Source organism: Bradyrhizobium sp. LB14.3 (genome assembly GCF_040547985.1).
Taxonomy (GTDB): domain Bacteria; phylum Pseudomonadota; class Alphaproteobacteria; order Rhizobiales; family Xanthobacteraceae; genus Bradyrhizobium.
Genome location: NZ_JBEPQT010000027.1, coordinates 1 through 16,236, shown reverse-complemented (window position 1 = coordinate 16,236; position 16,236 = coordinate 1). Strand labels below are relative to the sequence as shown.

The following is a 16,236-nucleotide window of genomic DNA, read 5'->3' as shown; positions in this document are numbered from 1 at the left end:
AACTTACGTAACTTACGTAAAGGCGCTGTGGTCCCGAAGCTTCTATCGTCGCTCCATGAACGACGTCCTGTTTGCCCGCGCTGAGCGCGCGATCGAAGCGAGCCGCGCCCTCCGGGCGCAGCACAGAGCGCTCGCGGATCAGCTTGATGATGCCACGCGCGAGGTGCGCCGAGTGGTGATGGAAAGCGCGATGTTGCGCTCGGAGATCAAGGCCCTTCGCGACCACCGGGAAGAGTAGGCCCTTCGATAGTTGCCTGGCATGGAGAAACCGTTCGCGGTCCGGAACGTTGAGCCTCCGCTCCGGTCTGGCTATGGAAGCCGTCAGAGAAGGACGCAACGGCGCGCTCTGTCCACGAACAGGGAGAACTCTTCATGTTGACGCGGCATCGTGTCAAGCAAACGGATGCACTGGAAGTGCGCCTGGCCGCGGAAGCCGAGCGGCTTCGCGAACAGGCCAAGTCGCTCCCGCCCGGCGCTGCACGCGACGAGATGTTGCGCAGGGCGCGTCAGGCGGAAACCGGTTCTCAGATGAGCGAGTGGCTGCGGTCGCCGGGGCTGCAGCCGCCGGAATAGGGCCGGCGAAGCGAATGCGCAGCGCCGGAATGGTGCCCCATTCAACGCCGCTTCGCGGCGCAGTCGAAGTCGCGCCGGCGCGCGAAGTGATGCGCATCCGCTGCCCGGTCGCGGTGCTTCGCACCAGCAAAATCATGCACCGTTAACTTATTGAAATGCCGGAACCGGCGGTTGCGGCCGAAGCTGCCAACGTTGCCGGGCTGGGCCGCCCCCAACCGGCACGGAAACCTGGGCCCTGGCGCCGGACCTCCCGCCGGGGCCAATTTCCTTCCAACCAAAGCGCTTTGTGAAAGTACAATGACCGCCAAACGCAATCGCAGGAAACAGACCCAATCGCTCCAGGAACGGTTGGCGACATTCGCCGAAACCGCTCGCGAACGCGCGCGCAGCCTGCCGCCTGGCAAGGAGCGCGACATGCTGCTTCGGCGCGCCAAGCAAAACGACGCGACCTCGCACCTGACGGAATGGTTGAGCACGCCCGTCTACCCGAGACGTGGAGGATGACGGTGCGGAGAATCAGGCACTACCGCGCATTCCAGATCGATCCGGACGGGCATGTGTTCGGATGCATCAATCTCGTCTGCGATGATGACGAGCAGGCCAAGCGCGAAGCGGCATCGCTCGTGCTGGGCCACAGCATCGAGCTGTGGCGGCTGGACCAGCGGATCGCGCAATTCGACCTGCCGCCGGACGTCGCTCACTGCTAGAGTAACGAGGAACCGCGCGCTGCGTCCCGGGTTGGTCGGGCTGGTCCGACTTCGCCAGGAGCCAGCATGACGGAAGCCGACGTTCGCAAGGGGATGCCGCCCGTCAAGCTGTCGCGCGAGGCGTTCGAACGGCGTTACAAAAACCAGTTCGTCGATCCCGCCTTTGCACCGCTCCAGCGCGAGCTCGATGCCATCGTCGGCGCTGCCTGGGATGCCTACAGCCATTCACGCAAGGTCCCGCTGACGCGAAAGGCGGGCGCCGGATTCTCCGATCCCGACTACGACATCGCCATCGACTGGCTCGACGCGCGCGCGAAAATCCTGGCGGCGCAGCGAATTCATGACGATGCGGACGAGACGCCGCGTATCCTCATCATCAACGGCTCGGCCCGCAGCGAGCACACCTGTCCCGGCGAGATGTCCAAGACGTGGCGTCTGGTCGAGCTTGCTGAACCGGTTTTTGCCGAGCTTGGGTTTGCCGTCGACATCCTCGATCTGTCGCGCCTGGCTTCGGAGTTCGGCAAGCATATCCATCCCTGCAAGTCTTGCGTCGGAACCGCGATGCCGCTCTGCCACTGGCCCTGCAGCTGCTATCCGAACTATTCGCTAGGGCAGACCGGCGACTGGATGAACGATATCTATCCGCTGTGGGTCGCGGCCCACGGCATCCTGATCGTGACGCCGGTGAACTGGTATCACGTGCCCGCCGGGCTCAAGGCGATGATGGACCGCATGGTCTGCGCCGACGGCGGCAATCCCGATCCGACCTCGACCCACGGCAAAAAGGCCGCCGAGGCGAAGGCGCTGGAGCTGAAGGGGTGGTCTTATCCCCGCCATCTCGCCGGCCGTCATTTCGGCCTCGTCGTTCACGGCGATGCGGTGGGTGCCGAGGGCGTGCGCCGCGCCTTGTCGGACTGGCTGACCGACATGCAGCTGATCTCGGCGGGCCGCTTCGCCGAGCTGGACGGCTACGTTGGCTACATGGAGCAATACGCCACCTCGCACCGCGCGCTCGATGACGATGGCGAATTCCAGGAGGAGGTGCGGAATGCAGCGCGCGCGCTCGGCAACGCGGTCCGGCTGGCGCGGAGCGGACAGCTTCGCGAGCCCGGTGAGGGCCTGTCCGATCCGAATCCCAAATGAGCGGGGAAAATCAATCGCATGATTGCCTGATCGTCGGCGGCGGCCCGGCCGGGCTGATGGCCGCGATCTACCTCGCGCGATTTCGGCGCCGTGTCTGTGTCGTGGACGCAGGCGCAAGCCGTGCGGCGCTGATCCCGCGCAGTCACAACGTGCCGGGCTTCGTCCACGGCCTGTCCGGCACCGACTTGATGGCACGCATGTCGGCGCAGCTGGACGAACTCGCGGTCACGCGGGTGGCCGCCGAGGTCACCGCCTTGCGGCGGCACGACCTCGGTTTTCAGGCGATCTGGAATGGCCACGTGCATGCGGCCGCCACCGTCATCCTTGCCTGCGGTATCGTCGACACCCATCCGCCGTTCGACGAATGGCGCGCCGCGGTCGCGGACGGGCTGTTGCGTTATTGTCCGGTCTGCGACGCCTTCGAGGCGATCGGCCACCGTATCGGAATCGTCGGCCCGCTTCACCGTGCCGCCGGCAAGGCGCTGTTCCTGCGCGGCTACTCCCGCGACGTGACGTTGCTCGCAACGGGCGAGGATGACGGGAAGGCCGCAGTGTCGGAGCTGACTGAAGCAGGTGTCGAGGTCGTGGTTGCGCCCGGCGTGCGCCTGAGGCGGAGAGACGACGGCGTCGAAGCCGTCTTCGAAGGCGGCCGGACGGCGCAATTCGAGATGGTCTACCCGGTGATGGGTGCGGAGGTGCGCTCGCATCTCGCGATGACGCTCGTGGCCGAACATACCGGAGAGGGTTACCTGAAGGTCGACGACCATCAGCGCAGCTCCGTCGACGGGCTCTACGGGATCGGCGACGTCGTCACCGACTTGCACCAGATCTCGGTCGCGTTCGGCCACGCCGCGGTCGCCGCCTGCACGATCCACCGCAGCCTGCCGCGACGGCTGGCATGAGGAACGGGGTATCGGACATTGGCAACAGAATCATCCTCGAGGACCGCGGTCTATGCGGCGCTGCTCGGCAATGTCCTCGTCGCGGTCACGAAGATCGGCGCCGCGGCGTGGACGGGAAGTTCGGCCATGACGAGCGAAGCGGTGCATTCGCTCGTCGACACGACCAACGAGATCCTGTTGCTTTACGGCTACCGGCGCGCGAGCCGTTCGCCCGATGAATCCCATCCGCTCGGCTATGGGCGCGAGCTGTATTTCTGGAGCTTCATCGTTGCGCTGCTCATCTTCGCGCTGGGCGCCGGTGTCTCGCTGTATCAGGGCATTCTGCATGTCGCCGCACCCGAGCCGATCGAAAGTCCGATCGTCAGCTTCGTGGTGCTCGGGCTGTCGTTCCTGTTTGAAGGGGGCTCCTGGCTGATTGCCCTGCGGCGCTTCAGCTCGGACGGCCGGCGGTTGGGATATTATCAGGCTTTCGTTCGCAGCAAGGATCCTCCGGCATTCATGGTGCTGCTCGAGGACAGTGCGGCGCTGGTCGGCATCGCCATTGCTGCGGCGGCCACTGCGGCCGCCGTATTGCTGAGCCAGCCGGTCTGGGATGGGATCGGGTCGATCCTGATCGGGATATTGCTGGCGATCGTGTCGATCGGTCTCGCGCGCGAGAGCAAGAGCCTGCTGATCGGCGAGCCCGCCGATCCGGAGCTTGCGCGATCGGTCCTCGACATCGCAAGGCGTTCGCCCGGCGTGCTCAGGGCCAACGGCCTTCTGACGGTGCAGCTGTCGCCGGTCGAGGTCGTTGCGGCCCTCAGCATCGAATTTGCGGATGACAAGCGCGCCGACGACATCGAGCGATGCGTCGTTTCGATCGAGACCGAGATACGCAAACGCCATCCGAGCGTGGCGGCGCTGTTCATCAAGCCGCAGACCGATGCTCGCTACCGGGCGGTGCGCGCGACGCGTTACGGCTAGCTTTGCGAGGTTCCCCCGATGTCGCAATCGGCACGACGGCAGGAACGATCACAACATCCCACTGGTTGACCGGTGCAGGGGGCCAGCATTGGAGAAAACGGATGGCTCAATCCGAAGACATGACGCGCTGCATCGCGCTCTGCATGAGCTGCTACCAGACCTGCCTCGGCACGGCGATGAACCATTGCCTCGAGACCGGCGGCAGGCACGTCGAGCCCAAGCATTTCCGCCTGATGATGGCGTGCGCCGAAATGTGCCGGACGGCGGCGCATTTCATGCTGATCAACACGCCGCATCACCGGCATACGTGCGGCGAATGCGCCGAAATCTGCACGGAATGCGCCGAGGATTGCGAGCGGCTCGGCGGCATGGACGAGTGCGTCGCCATGTGCCGCTCCTGCGCACAATCCTGCCGTGCGATGGCAGCCTGAGGACAAATTCCATGCTGGAGGAGAAGCTCAAGGAAGCCATCATCGGCGAACTGCAGCGGCAGGCGGCGAACCGGCCGCAATCGCTCAAGGTCCAGGACACGGACGCTCTGAGAAGCTCGGAGGAGCTGATCGTCAACGGCAAGATCGACCTTGCCGCGCTGGTCATGGTGATCGCGGGATCGGTCTCCGGCGGCCCCTAGTTGCGCCGGTCAACGGCGCCCTCAGCCGTATTCGTCGCCGATGCCGTATTCCCGGTAGATCTCCAGCGGATCGAGGTCGGGAAACAGCCGGCATTTGGCTTGGGCGAGGTGCAGGCTCACCGCCGCCGGCTCCTTGCCGTTCGAGAGCATCTTGCGTATATCGTCCATATGCGCGTTCGGCTGGTGCTTGGTTTCGAGCTGCTCCAGCGCGACCAGCGCGGTCGCCAGCGCCTCGGTCAGAACCCAGTCGTCGTGGCCTGTGATTCCCTTCTTCGGCATCGGCAGCCCCACATGTGGTGGCGGTAGTCTATCGCGGCTTTCGCCAAATCTCCATTGAGCCGTTGCAGCAGCAGGCGCGCGGAACGAGCCGACAGCCGTGCTTCAGCTTGCATTATGGCGGCGCGCGCGTGGCTAAAAGGCGGCAATTGCAGGGGCAATAGTATCTTTGTTGAAACAAAATTGGCGTAGACGGGGCCTGCACGGCATCCAGGCCGGCTGTTCCGCTCTGGGCCCCCTGATCCCGTATTCGCAACACGATCCGGTTGCGCCACCCCTTCAAGGCTTGAGCCCGCATGGTCTTTCTAAGCTTCGTCTATCGGTTCGTGACCAACTTCGCATTCATGGCGATGGTCTATTTCAGCCTGAACTTCATGGAGAAGTACCAGAACCGGGCGATCATCGCGATCCTGGTGCTGGTCTATACCGGTATGCGCGCGGCCTCGACGTTGCGGGCTTTCTTCTTCTACCAGAAGATCGAGCAACTTGAGGCCGAGACCAAGCGCCTTCAGGCTCCGCTCAATGCCGGCGCGGGCGGAACGAACGTGCGCAAGCAGGTCGTGGCCGACGTTGCGCGGCTGCGGCGCGACGGCGAGCTCAAATCCTATATGGACCTGTTCTTCCTGGCGCTGATCGTGCTGCTCTGCGTCGCCAACATCATGCGGCAGTAGGGCTTCTACTGCGCGCGCTTCTTCAGGCTCGCGACGCGCGTCGGATGCGTCGCAGCGCCCTTCTGAGCAGCGCTCTTGGGGGCCGCGGCATGCTTCGCTCCCGCCGGCGCGGCATGTGCAGTGCGATGTCCGCGCAACTTGCCGGCCTTGCCCCTGGCCGCCCGAGGCGTCTCGGCTGCCATCGCCAGCCGCGTTGCGGCGCGCCGTGACAAGGTCGTCGACAGCAGCACCTCTACCGAGCCTTCAGGGATAGCAAAGAGATCGCGGCCGGGCACGGGCAGGGTGGCCGCGACATTGGCCATTGCCATGGTCCTGCGCTGCAGCAGCGGTTGATGATCGGTCTGCGCGTTGAGGTCGGCCAGCGAGGGCGCCGACAGCATCTTGGTCTGCGCGAACACGAAGTTCGGTACGGTGGGCCAGCGCGCGATCGGCGTGGTCTCGGTCGGCGGATGCAGCAGCCATTCCACCGGCGTCGTGGGCGTCGCCGGCCGCTCGGCGGTCGCGGGCACCACATGCACGATGCGATAGCCACGCGCCTTGAGGTCGCGGATGATCTTCGGCAGCGCCGCCACCGTGCGGGCCTGGATGTCGTGCAGCAACAGGATGCCCTTGCCCTTGGCCTCCAGCCGCTGGATCGCGAGTTGATAGACGCGATCGGACGACACATGGCGCCAGTCGTCGGCCGGGAAATCGGCGCTCCAGACCTGGATGCCGCGCGAGATCAGAAGGTTCTCGACGCCTTCGGCGCGCATCAGGCCTGGAATGCGGAAGAACGGCGCCAGCTTGGACGGATCGGTCATCGCAGCCGAGGTCCATTCGATGCCGCCGTTGATCTGCGCCTCGGCCTTATCGAGCGGCATCCGGTCGAACGTCAGCGGATGGTTCATGCTGTGGGTGCCGACGGTGTGGCCCGCCGCCACCAGCTTGCGCACGCCTTCCGGATTCGCCTTGGCCTGTTCGCCGATGATGAAGAACGTCGCCTTGATGCACTCGTCGGCGAGCATCTGGAGGATCTGGTTCGAATATTTCGGCAGCGGACCGTCGTCGAAGGTCAGGACGACTTCATGGTCCTTCAGCGGCAGCGTCTCGCGGTACTGCATGGTGCCGATGCGCGGATGCTCGTGCGGATCGACCACGAGGGTGCGCGACGTCCCAAGCGCGTCCGGATGGCCGGGGCAGTCGGCCGCGACGGCCGCCGTCGAAGTGGCGGCCAGCAGGCCGATACAGAGGACGATCCACGATCGCGTCCGAACAACAACGCTACTTCCGATCATGAATCCCGTCTGCCCTCTTATGCGACTGCCGCCATAGTAGGTCGGAGACATCAGAAAATGGTTCAGGCGCAAGAACCTTTCCCGTTACAAGCATCCCCTAATACTTGCATGGCGTAGCATGAACAGACTGTTAATAGGGTCCAAATCACCCCATCTTGCGCCGGCGTGACATTCCGGCATCAACGGGCGTCGGCATTCTTCTGTGATGTGCCCGCCGGTACGACGTGAACCACCCGATAGCCGTTCTCCCTCAGATACCGCAGGAAGGCCGGCATGATCGCGGCCGTGCGTGCCTTGGGATCGTGGAACAGGATGATGCCCTTGCCGGCGGCGGCGAGGCGCTCGGTGACAAGCTTCAATTCCTGCTCCGGCGTCATCTCGTTCCAGTCGCTGGCCCAGAGGTCAGCCCCGAACACGACGATGCCGCGGGACTGAAGCAGGTCGAGCTCGGCTTGCGTGGCTTCGAAATAGGGAAACCGGAAGAACGGCGTCGAGGGTGTCGTCGTTGACGTCCCGTGTAGCGCCATCTCGTCGGCGGCAATGCCGCGGTCGATCTCGCTCTTCGCCTTCTCGATCGGGATCCGCGCCATGAACGGATGCGAGAAGGTGTGGTGGCCGATGGTGTGGCCCTCGTGGGCGATGCGCTTGACCATGTCAGGGTGTTCGGAGGCGTGCAGGCCGATCAGGAAGAAGGTCGCGCGCACGCATTCCTGCGCCAGCGCCGCCAGCACCTTCGAGGTCGTCGGCGGATGCGGTCCGTCGTCGAAGGTCAGCACGACCTCGTGATCGGCGAGGGCTAACGTCTGCGGAAAGCTCTTCAGGCCCACGCGCGGCGTGGTCCTGGCCTCGACGCTCAGAACGCGGGAGGTGCCGAGCGCGTCCTTGCGCGGGCACTCGGCGGCTTCAGTCGAGGCGATACCGGCGAGGGCGGTCAGCGCTGCGCCTGCCGCCATCGAGCCCCACCTCAGTCGAAGCATCTTTGTCATTGCGCTCAGAGTTGCCTTGTGGGTATTGCCTGAACCATCAGCTCAGACCACTCGTTCCAACCTGTCAAACGGCGAGGCGCGCCATGGATGAACATATGGACGGTGCCGCATCTGCCGCGGAGTCGGTACTCGACCACGTGCCGATGCGCAATGAAGACGGCGAAATTCGTCACGAATTCGTCGAGGAAATTGCCCATGCGATCGAGGCCGGCAACAGCGCCGCGCTGCGCGCCTGCGTTGCCGAGTTGCACGAGGCCGATCTCGGCGATCTGATCGGGGCTCTCGAGCCCCACGACCGCGTCCGCCTGGTCGAGCTGACGGGGCGCGATTTCGACTTCTCCGCGCTGAACGAGCTCGACGAGGGCGTGCGCGAGGAGATCCTCGAGGAACTGCCGCCGGAGACCGTCGCGGAAGGTGTCCGCGAGCTTGAATCCGACGACGCCGTCGAGCTGCTGGAAACCCTCGACCAGGCCGATCAGGAGGAGATCCTCGAGAAGCTGCCGCTCAAGGAACGCGTCGTGCTCGAGCGCAGCCTGCTTTATCCGGAAAATTCCGCCGGCCGCCGGATGCAGACCGAGTTCATCGCAGTGCCCCAGGATTTCACCGTGGGCCAGGCGATCGACTACATGCGCGAGACGCCGGATCTGCCCGAGCGCTTCTACGAGATTTACGTCGTCGACAAGGAGCAGCACTGGCAGGGCGCGGTCTCGCTCGACGTGCTGCTGCGCGCCCGCCGCCCGGTGGCGCTCGTTGAACTGACCGACGAGGATCGCCGCCGCGTCTCCGTCCTGGAGGACCAGGAGGAGGTGGCGCGCATGTTCGGCAAATACAATCTCGTCGCAGCGCCGGTGCTCGACACCCAGGATCGCCTCGTCGGCGTCATCACCGTCGACGACGTGGTCGACGTGATCGAGGAAGAGGCGGACGAGGACCTCAAGGCGCTCGGCGGCGTCAACAGCGACGAAGAGCTCTCCGACACCGTGTTCACCATTGCGCGCGCGCGGTTCAACTGGCTGCTGGTCAATCTCGCCACCGCCTTCCTCGCGTCCTCTGTGCTCGGCCTGTTCGAGGGCCAGCTCGAAAAGATGGTGGCGCTCGCCGTGCTGGCGCCGATCGTCGCGAGCCAGGGCGGCAATGCCGCGACCCAGACCATGACGGTCGCGGTGCGCGCGCTGGCGACGCGCGAGCTCGGCTCCTCCAATGCCTGGCGCGTGGTGATGCGCGAAGGCTTGGTCGGCCTCGTCAACGGCCTCGCCTTCGCCGTGATCACGGGAATCGCGGCGGTGGCCTGGTTCAATATCCCGGGCCTTGGCATCGTCATCGGGCTCGCCATCATCGTGAACCTCTTCGCCGGGGCGCTCGGCGGCATCCTGATCCCGATGGCGCTCGAACGTGTCAGGGCCGATCCGGCCGTGGCCTCCGGCACGTTCGTGACTACGGTCACCGACGTCGTCGGGTTCTTCTCCTTCCTAGGTATCGCGACGTTGTGGTTCGGGCTGAGATAGGTTTCTCGTGTCCCGGGCGCGCTGCGGCGCCGTAGCGCGTCGAAGACGCGCGTAAACGCGCTTATGGCGCTGCTGCGCAGAACCGGGACCCGGAAGCGACACGATATTGCGGCGACATGGGCCCCGGCTCTGCAGCGCGCCGCTGAAGAAGCGCTGCGCTGCGTCCGGGGGCACGAGACCGTAGACGATGCCGCTATCTTTAATCCGAACTTAAGCGGCCTGCCGCATCATCGCCCTTGCTTGGGGGAATGAGCATGCGTGTGCGGCTGAAGGCGGACGGACGGATCGTCGAGTTGCGGGACGGGCAAGAGTTTCCTGTCCAGCCGCTACCGATCCAGCCCTTTCCAATCCAGCCTGCGGCCAGCGCAGCGCCGGCCGAAGCCGGCTCGCTCGCGGTGCGCGATTTGCGCCGCCGCGCCTGCCTGACCCAGATGGAGTTCGCGGCCAAACTGGGCGTTCCCGTCGAAACCATCCGCAATTGGGAGCAGGGCAAGCGCGCCCCGCGGGGACCGGCCCGCGCGCTGCTTGCCGTGATCGCGCATGCGCCCGATACCGTGTTCCAGGCGCTCGCCAAAGCCTGAACTCCAGACCTGACGTAAAGCTGGTGCGAACCTCCCGTTAGCATTGCGCCGAATATCCGGCCTGGCAGCCGGCGTCGTCCGTTGGCAGTGTCACCAGCCGGGTTCATAATGACGCCTGGATGATGATTTGGGGCGACCGCGACAGAGAGGATTCCTCATGCTGTTCGTCGAGGCCAATGGCGCAAGGATACCGGCGATCGGGCTGGGAACGTGGGAGCTGAGCGGGCGCATGTGCGCGCGTGTGATTGAGCAGGCGCTGCGGCTCGGCTATCGCCACATCGACACCGCACAGGTCTACGACAATGAGCGCGAGGTCGGCGACGGCTTGCGCGCCTCCGGCGTGCGCCGCGACGACATCTTCCTGACGACAAAAGTCTGGACCAACCATTTCGCGCCCCACGATCTCGAGCGCTCGGTCAAGGAGAGCCTGGCGCGCATGCGGCTTCCCTCCGTCGATCTCCTGCTGTTGCACTGGCCCAATTCGCACGTGCCTATCGAGGAGACGCTGGGCGCGCTGTCGCATGCCAAGCGCATGGGCCTGACCCGCCACATCGGCGTCTCCAATTTCACGGTGGCGCTGATCGAGCAGGCGGTCGCACTGTCGCCGGAGCCGCTGGTCTGCAACCAGGTCGAATACCACCCTTATCTGGACCAGGCGAAGGTGAGGGCGGCCTGCGACCAGCACGCGCTAGCGCTGGTCGCCTACAGCCCGATCGCCAAGGGGCGGATCAAGACCGACCAGACGCTCGCGGAGATCGGGCGTCTGCATCGCAAGACGCCGGCGCAGATCTGCCTGCGCTGGCTGGTGCAACAGAATGTCGCTGCAATCCCGCGCACTTCGCGCGTCGAACGTCTGTCGGAAAACATCGATATCTTCGATTTCGAGCTTTCGGACGACGAGATGGCCCAGATCGCCGCGCTGGCCAGTCCCAGGGGTCGCCTGACCGATTTCGGCTTCGCGCCAAAATGGGATTGAGAGGGGGCTGCCGTATGCTAGGACCAGCTTGGCAACCCGAAGTCAGGCAATGGAACTGCGGAAGATCATACGGACGGACATTGCAGCGTCGGCGATCGCCCATCTGACGCTGGTCGCGCTGATCATCGTGATCAGCGAAGTCCATCCGTTTCACGGCAGCCCGCCCGAATCGGTTTCCGTCAGCATCGTGACGCCGGAGCAGATGAAGCAGGAGGAGGCCAAAGCCGAGGAGAAGGCCAAGGACGAGCTCAAGGACGAGCTCAAGCAGAAACCGCCGGAGCCGATCCCCGACTTCAAACTGCCGAAGCTGGATTTCACCGACAACGACAAAGACAAGCCCGCCGCGGCGACGAAGTCTGCGGCCAAGCAACAGGCCGCGCCATCACCATCGCCATCGCCGGCGCCGCAGGCCTCGCCCGAGCCGCAACGTCCTGCGCAGCAGCAACAACAGCCACAGCAGCCGCCCTTGCCAAAGCCGAGCGAGGCCAACGCACAGCCGCAACCGCCGCCGCCGCAAGCGATGCAGCAGCCAGAGGCCGCACCGCCGCCGGCCTATCAGGCGCCGGAGCCTGACGTCACCGTCAAGTACGGCGTCATGCTGGGCCTGCCGCCGGAATTGCCGCTGGAGCTGCCGAAAGACGCCCCCAAGGACGATGGCGGCGACGCCAAGGATTCAATCGCAGCCAAGCTGCCGGCCGAAATCATCGCCGAGCTGCGTCGTCACTTGCGAAGCTGCGCCAAACTGCCGGCCGGGGTCGCGCCGACCGACAACGTCAACATCAAGCTGCGCACGGTGCTCGCCACCGACGGCACGCTGGCGCGCGAGCCGATCCTGATCGAAGCCCCGCCGTCCGCGAAGGGCGTGGCCCTCGTGAAGTCCGCAATAAGCGCACTCCAAGCCTGCCAGCCCTACAAGATGCTGCCGTCCGATAAATACGGGGAATGGAAGGTGATGGACCTTCCGTTCAGCCCGCGGGATTTCGGCGGGTAGCTCTCGCGTAGCCCATCAACGACCGCGCTTCATCTCATCGCCGTCCACAACCTCCGGCGCCATCGCCTCCCACGCACTCGAGGCGAATTGCCGCCGCCAGGTCACGATCACCACGGCTGCCGTGGTCACGAACAGCACCCAGGGGCTGACGAACCAGCCGAGATATCCGAGCGCGAAGAAGAAGGAGCGTTGGCCGCGGTTGAAATGGCGGCCGGCGGATTCAAACAGGCGCGAGGTGCGGATGACATGGGCTTCCGCCTCCGGCGTGCCGCGCTGCGAGACCGGCGGCATGCCGCCGAACAGGATCGCGACATAGTTGAACAGGCGATACGACCACGCGAATTTGAAGAAGGCGTAGACGCAGATCAGGACGAGGCCGACGCATTTCAGCTCCCACAGCGCGGGCGAGGGGCTGAGGTCGATCGGCAGCTTGCCGAGAATCGCAATGGCGTCGTTGGTCGCGTGCAGCAGCGCCAGCGCGCCCCCAAGCGCGATCAGGCTGGTGGAGGCGAAGAAGGCGGTGCCGTTCTGCAGCGAGGCCATGATCTGCATGTCGACCATGCGCGCGTCGCGGTCGAGCAGCCGGCGCACCCAGACCTCGCGGTAGCGGTTCATGCGTGCCGACAGGCTGTCGCGGCCATAGGCCGAATGCTCCAGCGTCAGCGCGTAGACCAGCCATTCGATGATGAAGAAGCCGACGGCGGTGATGTCGACCCAGTGCCTGCTCATGTCTGTCTCCTGGCGAGGATCGCAACGCTTGCCACGCATGGCGAGGTGCAGCAACGATTGATTGGCGGCAGGCGATGGCGTTAAAAGCAGCTCGCTTCAAGACGTCTCGGGAAGGACTGATGACATGGCTGCGCTGAAACTCGCTATCGGCAACAAGAACTACTCGTCATGGTCGATGCGGCCCTGGCTCGCACTTCGCGCCAATGACATCCCGTTCGTCGAGACCGTCATCCCGCTCTACACCGACAATCCCGCGGACAAGGAGCAGATCATCTCGTTCAGCCGCGCCGGCAAGGTGCCGGTGCTGGTCGATGGCGACATCACGGTGTGGGATTCGCTCAGCATCATCGAATACCTCGCAGAGCGCTTCCCGGACGTGAAGCTGTGGCCCGACGACGCCGCCGCCCGCGCCCATGCCCGTTCGGTGTGCGCCGAGATGCATTCCGGCTTCATGGCCCTGCGCAACGAATGCGGCATGAACCTGCACCGCCCGGTGCGGCCCGTGACGTTGTCGGCGGACGCGCAGGCCAATATCGAGCGCGTGCAGGAGATCTGGCGCGAGTGCCGGGCCCGGTATGGCGCCAACGGTCCGTTCCTGTTCGGGCGCTTCGGCGCGGCGGATGCGATGTATGCCCCGGTCGTGCACCGCTTTCGCACCTACGCGATCGCAATCACGCCGGAGACCAAGGCTTACATGGACACGATGCTGGCGCTGCCGGCGTTCCAGGAATGGACCCGGGACGGGCTCGCCGAAACGCTCGTCATCGAAAAGTTCGAGAACGTGTAGTCGCGAATGTGATTGAGCGCGGCTTGACGGCACGGCGCATGGCGGCGCTCAATCGCGGCGGAGCTACGGCTTAGGAGAGGGCACAGTCATGGGAATCCTGGACTCGCTGGAGAACAACCCGGCGCTCCGTAGCGCGCTCGGCCAGCTCGGCGCAGCCGTGTTGCCGGCCGTGCTGAACGAGGTGATCGGTAGCAACAATCAGGGCGGCCTCGGCGCGATCGTCGCAAAACTCCAGCAGGCGGGGTTCGGTGACCAGGTCAAATCCTGGCTCGGCAACGGCCAGAACCTGCCGATCTCGGCCGACCAGCTCCGCGCCGTGCTCGGCAGCGACACCGTCCGCCAATTGGCTGCGCGCTACAACATCCCGGTCGACCAGTTGGGCCAGATTCTGGCCCAGGAACTGCCCAAGGCCGTGGATCACGCCAGCCCCGACGGCCATTTGCCCCATACCGCCTGAAGAACCGGTTCCAGCGGTATCAGCGGCCGGGGGCATCACTCTGAAATAACTGCAAAATTGGCAGGTTTGCCATGTCGCATACTGCTGGCCAAAAAGGCCGGCCGCATGCTATATGACGGCCGGGTTTCCGGCCGGCCGACGCAGTGGGACCATGGGCGTGGCAGGCGTTGTTTGAGTGATGGAGAGGGTGTTGAAGCACAAATTCCCTATTGGATCGCGCGTGTTGTTCACGGCCAGCAATGTCGCACGCCCCGCTGCCAGCGGATCGTATGAGATCATCCGCCTGCTGCCGACGGATGGTGACGACTGCCAGTACCGGATCAAGAGCTCGACCGAAGCCTTCGAACGCGTCGCCAAGGAAAGCCAGCTCGCGCTGTCCTGAAGCCGACGCTATCCGCGCGTTGGCGCGTACCGGGGAATTCCATCCTGCCGCCGTCAAAAGGCCCGCTTCACCTTCAAAAGGTGGGCCGGGGGCAGTTGCCGACTCTCGGTGCTCGCTTTGACCATTCGCTCTCTGCTCGCGTGAGGGGACGTCGCGCATGAACTGGGCATGGGCCTCGCCGCTCGACCAAATCTGGCGCTCGCCGGTCTTTCCGATGTGGATGACGCTGGCGGCTGCCGGCTTCTTCGGACTGATCCTCCTGATCACGCTGCTGCGTGCCGAAAGATCGGTTGCCAACGGCGCGCTGACCGTCATCGCACTGCTCGCCATTGCCGTCGCATTGGCTGCCAATGTGCACGTCTCTGGACCGGCGGGGCAGGTCACGCCGACCGAGGCGCGTGCGCAGGCCGCGGTCATCGCGAGCCTGCCGGCGCTGTCCTGTCTCGACGATCTCGCCGGCGATGCCGTGGCCATTGGCTGCGAGAAGTCGCTGTTCGGCGCGCCTGACGCAGCCGCCGCGGCGATCTCCTACACCGCCGCCAGGATCGACCGGCTGATGGCGCTCGGCGATGCCGCGACCGCCGAGAAGAGCCTGACGCTCGACGTGAGGGTGCTGCGCAAATCGCTGGAGCGTGATCGCTACGGCCTGGTCGCGCAGGTGCTGGTTGCGCGCGACGGCTGCACACAGTTCGACTGCGCGGCCTTCCGTTCGCTGACCGATCAGCAGCAGGTCGCCGCCAACATGGATTCCCATCTCTACGACACGCTGGTCGCGCGCTACGCGCCGACCTGGAATGCGCCTGCAACGTCGCAGTTGCCGGCCACTGCCGCGCTTGCCGGACTGCCGCCGTCGATGCCGACGGGCAAGCCGACCAATGCGGAGTTCCCGAGCGCCTCGTCGACGCCGCCGATCAGCATCATGAATCCGGAGCCGCCAACGCGCCAGGCGGCGCCCGCCGCAAACGCTGGGGCCTCGCCGGCTCCGCGCGCGCCGGCAGCGGCTTCGGCACAGGCCGCCGCGCCCGCCGCAAAGAAACCGTCTGCGCCGAAGGCTGCGCGTGCGCCGGTGGCACCGCCGGTTCCGCTGGCGCCGCCGGCCGCGGCGCCCGCGGCTGCGGATAACGAGTAGATCGGCATTCCAAATGCGTGGCTGCCCGGCTAATGCTGGGGCATGCCACTACATCTGATCAAGCTCGCGGTCGGTTGCGACTCCGTCAAGGAATTGAAGGAGTGGACCGCCGAACGGATGCGGACCGCCAAGAAGAAGGGTCTGCCGCAACATCACATCCACATCACCCGCATGGTGCCCAAGCGCGACGCCGAGATCCTGTCGGGCGGGTCGCTCTATTGGGTGATCAAGGGCGAAGTCGCCGCGCGCGAAAAAATCATCGGCATCGAGCCGTTCCGCGACAAGGACGGCATCGGCCGCTGCCGGATCGTGATGCAGCCGAAGGTGATCTCGGTGTCGCCGCGGCCGATGCGCCCGTTCCAGGGCTGGCGCTATCTCGCCGACGATTCCGTGCCGCCTGATCTTGGCAAGTCCGCAGCCGGCTCGATCGCCGCGATGCCGGAGCCGATGCGGCGCGAGCTGCGCAATCTCGGATTGCTCTAGGGTCTGTTGGGATTCATCTGGAGTTTATCGCGGCCGCGGCCAGATAGATCATTGAAGTGAAGCTCTGGTCGGTCTTGTCGGCGCGCATTG

23 protein-coding genes are annotated in these 16,236 nt (G+C 65.1%); 19 read left to right on the top strand and 4 right to left on the bottom strand.

Features of this window, described 5'->3' with window-relative positions:
• The first annotated feature begins 55 nt into the window (after positions 1-55).
• The 9 genes from ABIB00_RS32005 (at position 56) to ABIB00_RS31965 (ending at position 4,919) form a co-directional block, all read left to right on the top strand.
• Positions 56-238 (top strand): hypothetical protein, encoded by a 183-nt coding sequence (locus ABIB00_RS32005; RefSeq protein WP_249803826.1) that lies wholly within the window; start codon positions 56-58, stop codon positions 236-238.
• Positions 239-372: 134 nt separating this feature from the next.
• Positions 373-573 (top strand): hypothetical protein, encoded by a 201-nt coding sequence (locus ABIB00_RS32000; protein WP_247340728.1) that lies wholly within the window; start codon positions 373-375, stop codon positions 571-573.
• Between the two features lie 297 nt (positions 574-870).
• Positions 871-1,077: a hypothetical protein gene (locus ABIB00_RS31995; RefSeq protein WP_247340727.1), complete on the top strand. Its 207-nt coding sequence runs from the start codon at positions 871-873 to the stop codon at positions 1,075-1,077.
• Positions 1,074-1,280, top strand: a complete 207-nt coding sequence (locus ABIB00_RS31990) for a hypothetical protein (RefSeq protein WP_354107102.1) — start codon at positions 1,074-1,076, stop codon at positions 1,278-1,280. Before ABIB00_RS31995 ends, ABIB00_RS31990 begins: the two co-directional genes overlap by 4 nt.
• A 66-nt stretch (positions 1,281-1,346) precedes the next feature.
• On the top strand, positions 1,347-2,423 hold the full coding sequence (locus ABIB00_RS31985) for a flavodoxin family protein (protein ID WP_354107101.1): 1,077 nt from the start codon (positions 1,347-1,349) through the stop codon (positions 2,421-2,423).
• Complete coding sequence (locus ABIB00_RS31980) at positions 2,420-3,325, top strand: NAD(P)/FAD-dependent oxidoreductase (protein WP_354107100.1); 906 nt, start codon at positions 2,420-2,422, stop codon at positions 3,323-3,325. The genes ABIB00_RS31985 and ABIB00_RS31980 overlap by 4 nt, the downstream gene beginning before the upstream one ends.
• 18 nt (positions 3,326-3,343) lie before the next feature.
• Positions 3,344-4,288, top strand: a complete 945-nt coding sequence (locus tag ABIB00_RS31975) for a cation diffusion facilitator family transporter (protein ID WP_354107099.1) — start codon at positions 3,344-3,346, stop codon at positions 4,286-4,288.
• Positions 4,289-4,389: 101 nt separating this feature from the next.
• Positions 4,390-4,719, top strand: a complete 330-nt coding sequence (locus ABIB00_RS31970) for a four-helix bundle copper-binding protein (protein WP_247340719.1) — start codon at positions 4,390-4,392, stop codon at positions 4,717-4,719.
• Positions 4,720-4,730: 11 nt separating this feature from the next.
• Positions 4,731-4,919 carry a hypothetical protein gene (locus tag ABIB00_RS31965; RefSeq protein ID WP_354107098.1) on the top strand — a complete coding sequence of 63 codons (189 nt, stop codon included), beginning with the start codon at positions 4,731-4,733 and terminating at the stop codon, positions 4,917-4,919.
• Positions 4,920-4,940: 21 nt separating this feature from the next.
• Here the strand turns inward: ABIB00_RS31965 and ABIB00_RS31960 are convergent, their stop codons facing one another.
• Positions 4,941-5,198: a hypothetical protein gene (locus ABIB00_RS31960; RefSeq protein ID WP_247340716.1), complete on the bottom strand. Its 258-nt coding sequence runs from the start codon at positions 5,196-5,198 to the stop codon at positions 4,941-4,943.
• 293 nt (positions 5,199-5,491) lie between these two features.
• Here ABIB00_RS31960 and ABIB00_RS31955 point away from each other — a divergent pair, with 293 nt between their 5' ends.
• Positions 5,492-5,866: a hypothetical protein gene (locus ABIB00_RS31955; RefSeq protein WP_354107097.1), complete on the top strand. Its 375-nt coding sequence runs from the start codon at positions 5,492-5,494 to the stop codon at positions 5,864-5,866.
• Between the two features lie 5 nt (positions 5,867-5,871).
• On the opposite strand, the gene ABIB00_RS31950 is transcribed toward ABIB00_RS31955, so the two are convergent.
• Both ABIB00_RS31950 and ABIB00_RS31945 read right to left on the bottom strand, forming a co-directional pair.
• Entirely contained in the window at positions 5,872-7,140 is a 1,269-nt protein-coding gene (locus ABIB00_RS31950) for a polysaccharide deacetylase family protein (RefSeq protein WP_354107096.1), read from the bottom strand.
• Between the two features lie 179 nt (positions 7,141-7,319).
• Positions 7,320-8,093, bottom strand: a complete 774-nt coding sequence (locus ABIB00_RS31945; protein ID WP_354107095.1) for a polysaccharide deacetylase family protein — start codon at positions 8,091-8,093, stop codon at positions 7,320-7,322.
• 116 nt (positions 8,094-8,209) lie between these two features.
• On the opposite strand from ABIB00_RS31945, the gene mgtE reads away from it, so the two are divergent.
• The 4 genes from mgtE (at position 8,210) to tolA (ending at position 12,179) form a co-directional block, all read left to right on the top strand.
• Complete coding sequence (gene mgtE, locus ABIB00_RS31940) at positions 8,210-9,631, top strand: magnesium transporter (protein WP_354107094.1); 1,422 nt, start codon at positions 8,210-8,212, stop codon at positions 9,629-9,631.
• A gap of 248 nt (positions 9,632-9,879) precedes the next feature.
• Positions 9,880-10,212: a helix-turn-helix domain-containing protein gene (locus ABIB00_RS31935; protein ID WP_354107093.1), complete on the top strand. Its 333-nt coding sequence runs from the start codon at positions 9,880-9,882 to the stop codon at positions 10,210-10,212.
• Positions 10,213-10,369: 157 nt separating this feature from the next.
• The gene (locus ABIB00_RS31930; RefSeq protein WP_354107092.1) at positions 10,370-11,188 is read left to right on the top strand and encodes an aldo/keto reductase; all 819 of its coding nucleotides are present in this window, start codon (positions 10,370-10,372) and stop codon (positions 11,186-11,188) included.
• 49 nt (positions 11,189-11,237) lie between these two features.
• Positions 11,238-12,179, top strand: a complete 942-nt coding sequence (tolA, locus tag ABIB00_RS31925; protein ID WP_354107091.1) for a cell envelope integrity protein TolA — start codon at positions 11,238-11,240, stop codon at positions 12,177-12,179.
• 15 nt (positions 12,180-12,194) lie between these two features.
• Here the strand turns inward: tolA and ABIB00_RS31920 are convergent, their stop codons facing one another.
• Entirely contained in the window at positions 12,195-12,908 is a 714-nt protein-coding gene (locus tag ABIB00_RS31920; protein ID WP_247340708.1) for a DUF599 domain-containing protein, read from the bottom strand.
• A 124-nt stretch (positions 12,909-13,032) separates the two neighbouring features.
• Between ABIB00_RS31920 and ABIB00_RS31915 the strand changes: the two genes are divergently transcribed.
• The 5 genes from ABIB00_RS31915 to ABIB00_RS31895 all read left to right on the top strand — a co-directional run bounded on the left by ABIB00_RS31915 (position 13,033) and on the right by ABIB00_RS31895 (position 16,146).
• A complete protein-coding gene (locus ABIB00_RS31915; RefSeq protein ID WP_354107090.1) occupies positions 13,033-13,695 on the top strand; it encodes a glutathione S-transferase family protein in 663 nt (220 codons plus the stop codon).
• Between the two features lie 88 nt (positions 13,696-13,783).
• Positions 13,784-14,152 (top strand): YidB family protein, encoded by a 369-nt coding sequence (locus ABIB00_RS31910; RefSeq protein WP_247340704.1) that lies wholly within the window; start codon positions 13,784-13,786, stop codon positions 14,150-14,152.
• 178 nt (positions 14,153-14,330) lie between these two features.
• Positions 14,331-14,534 (top strand): hypothetical protein, encoded by a 204-nt coding sequence (locus tag ABIB00_RS31905; protein ID WP_007603227.1) that lies wholly within the window; start codon positions 14,331-14,333, stop codon positions 14,532-14,534.
• 157 nt (positions 14,535-14,691) lie between these two features.
• Positions 14,692-15,663, top strand: coding sequence for a hypothetical protein (locus ABIB00_RS31900; protein ID WP_354107089.1), 972 nt, complete (start codon positions 14,692-14,694; stop codon positions 15,661-15,663).
• 42 nt (positions 15,664-15,705) lie between these two features.
• A complete protein-coding gene (locus tag ABIB00_RS31895) occupies positions 15,706-16,146 on the top strand; it encodes a DUF1489 family protein (RefSeq protein WP_247340702.1) in 441 nt (146 codons plus the stop codon).
• Positions 16,147-16,236: the final 90 nt, after the last annotated feature.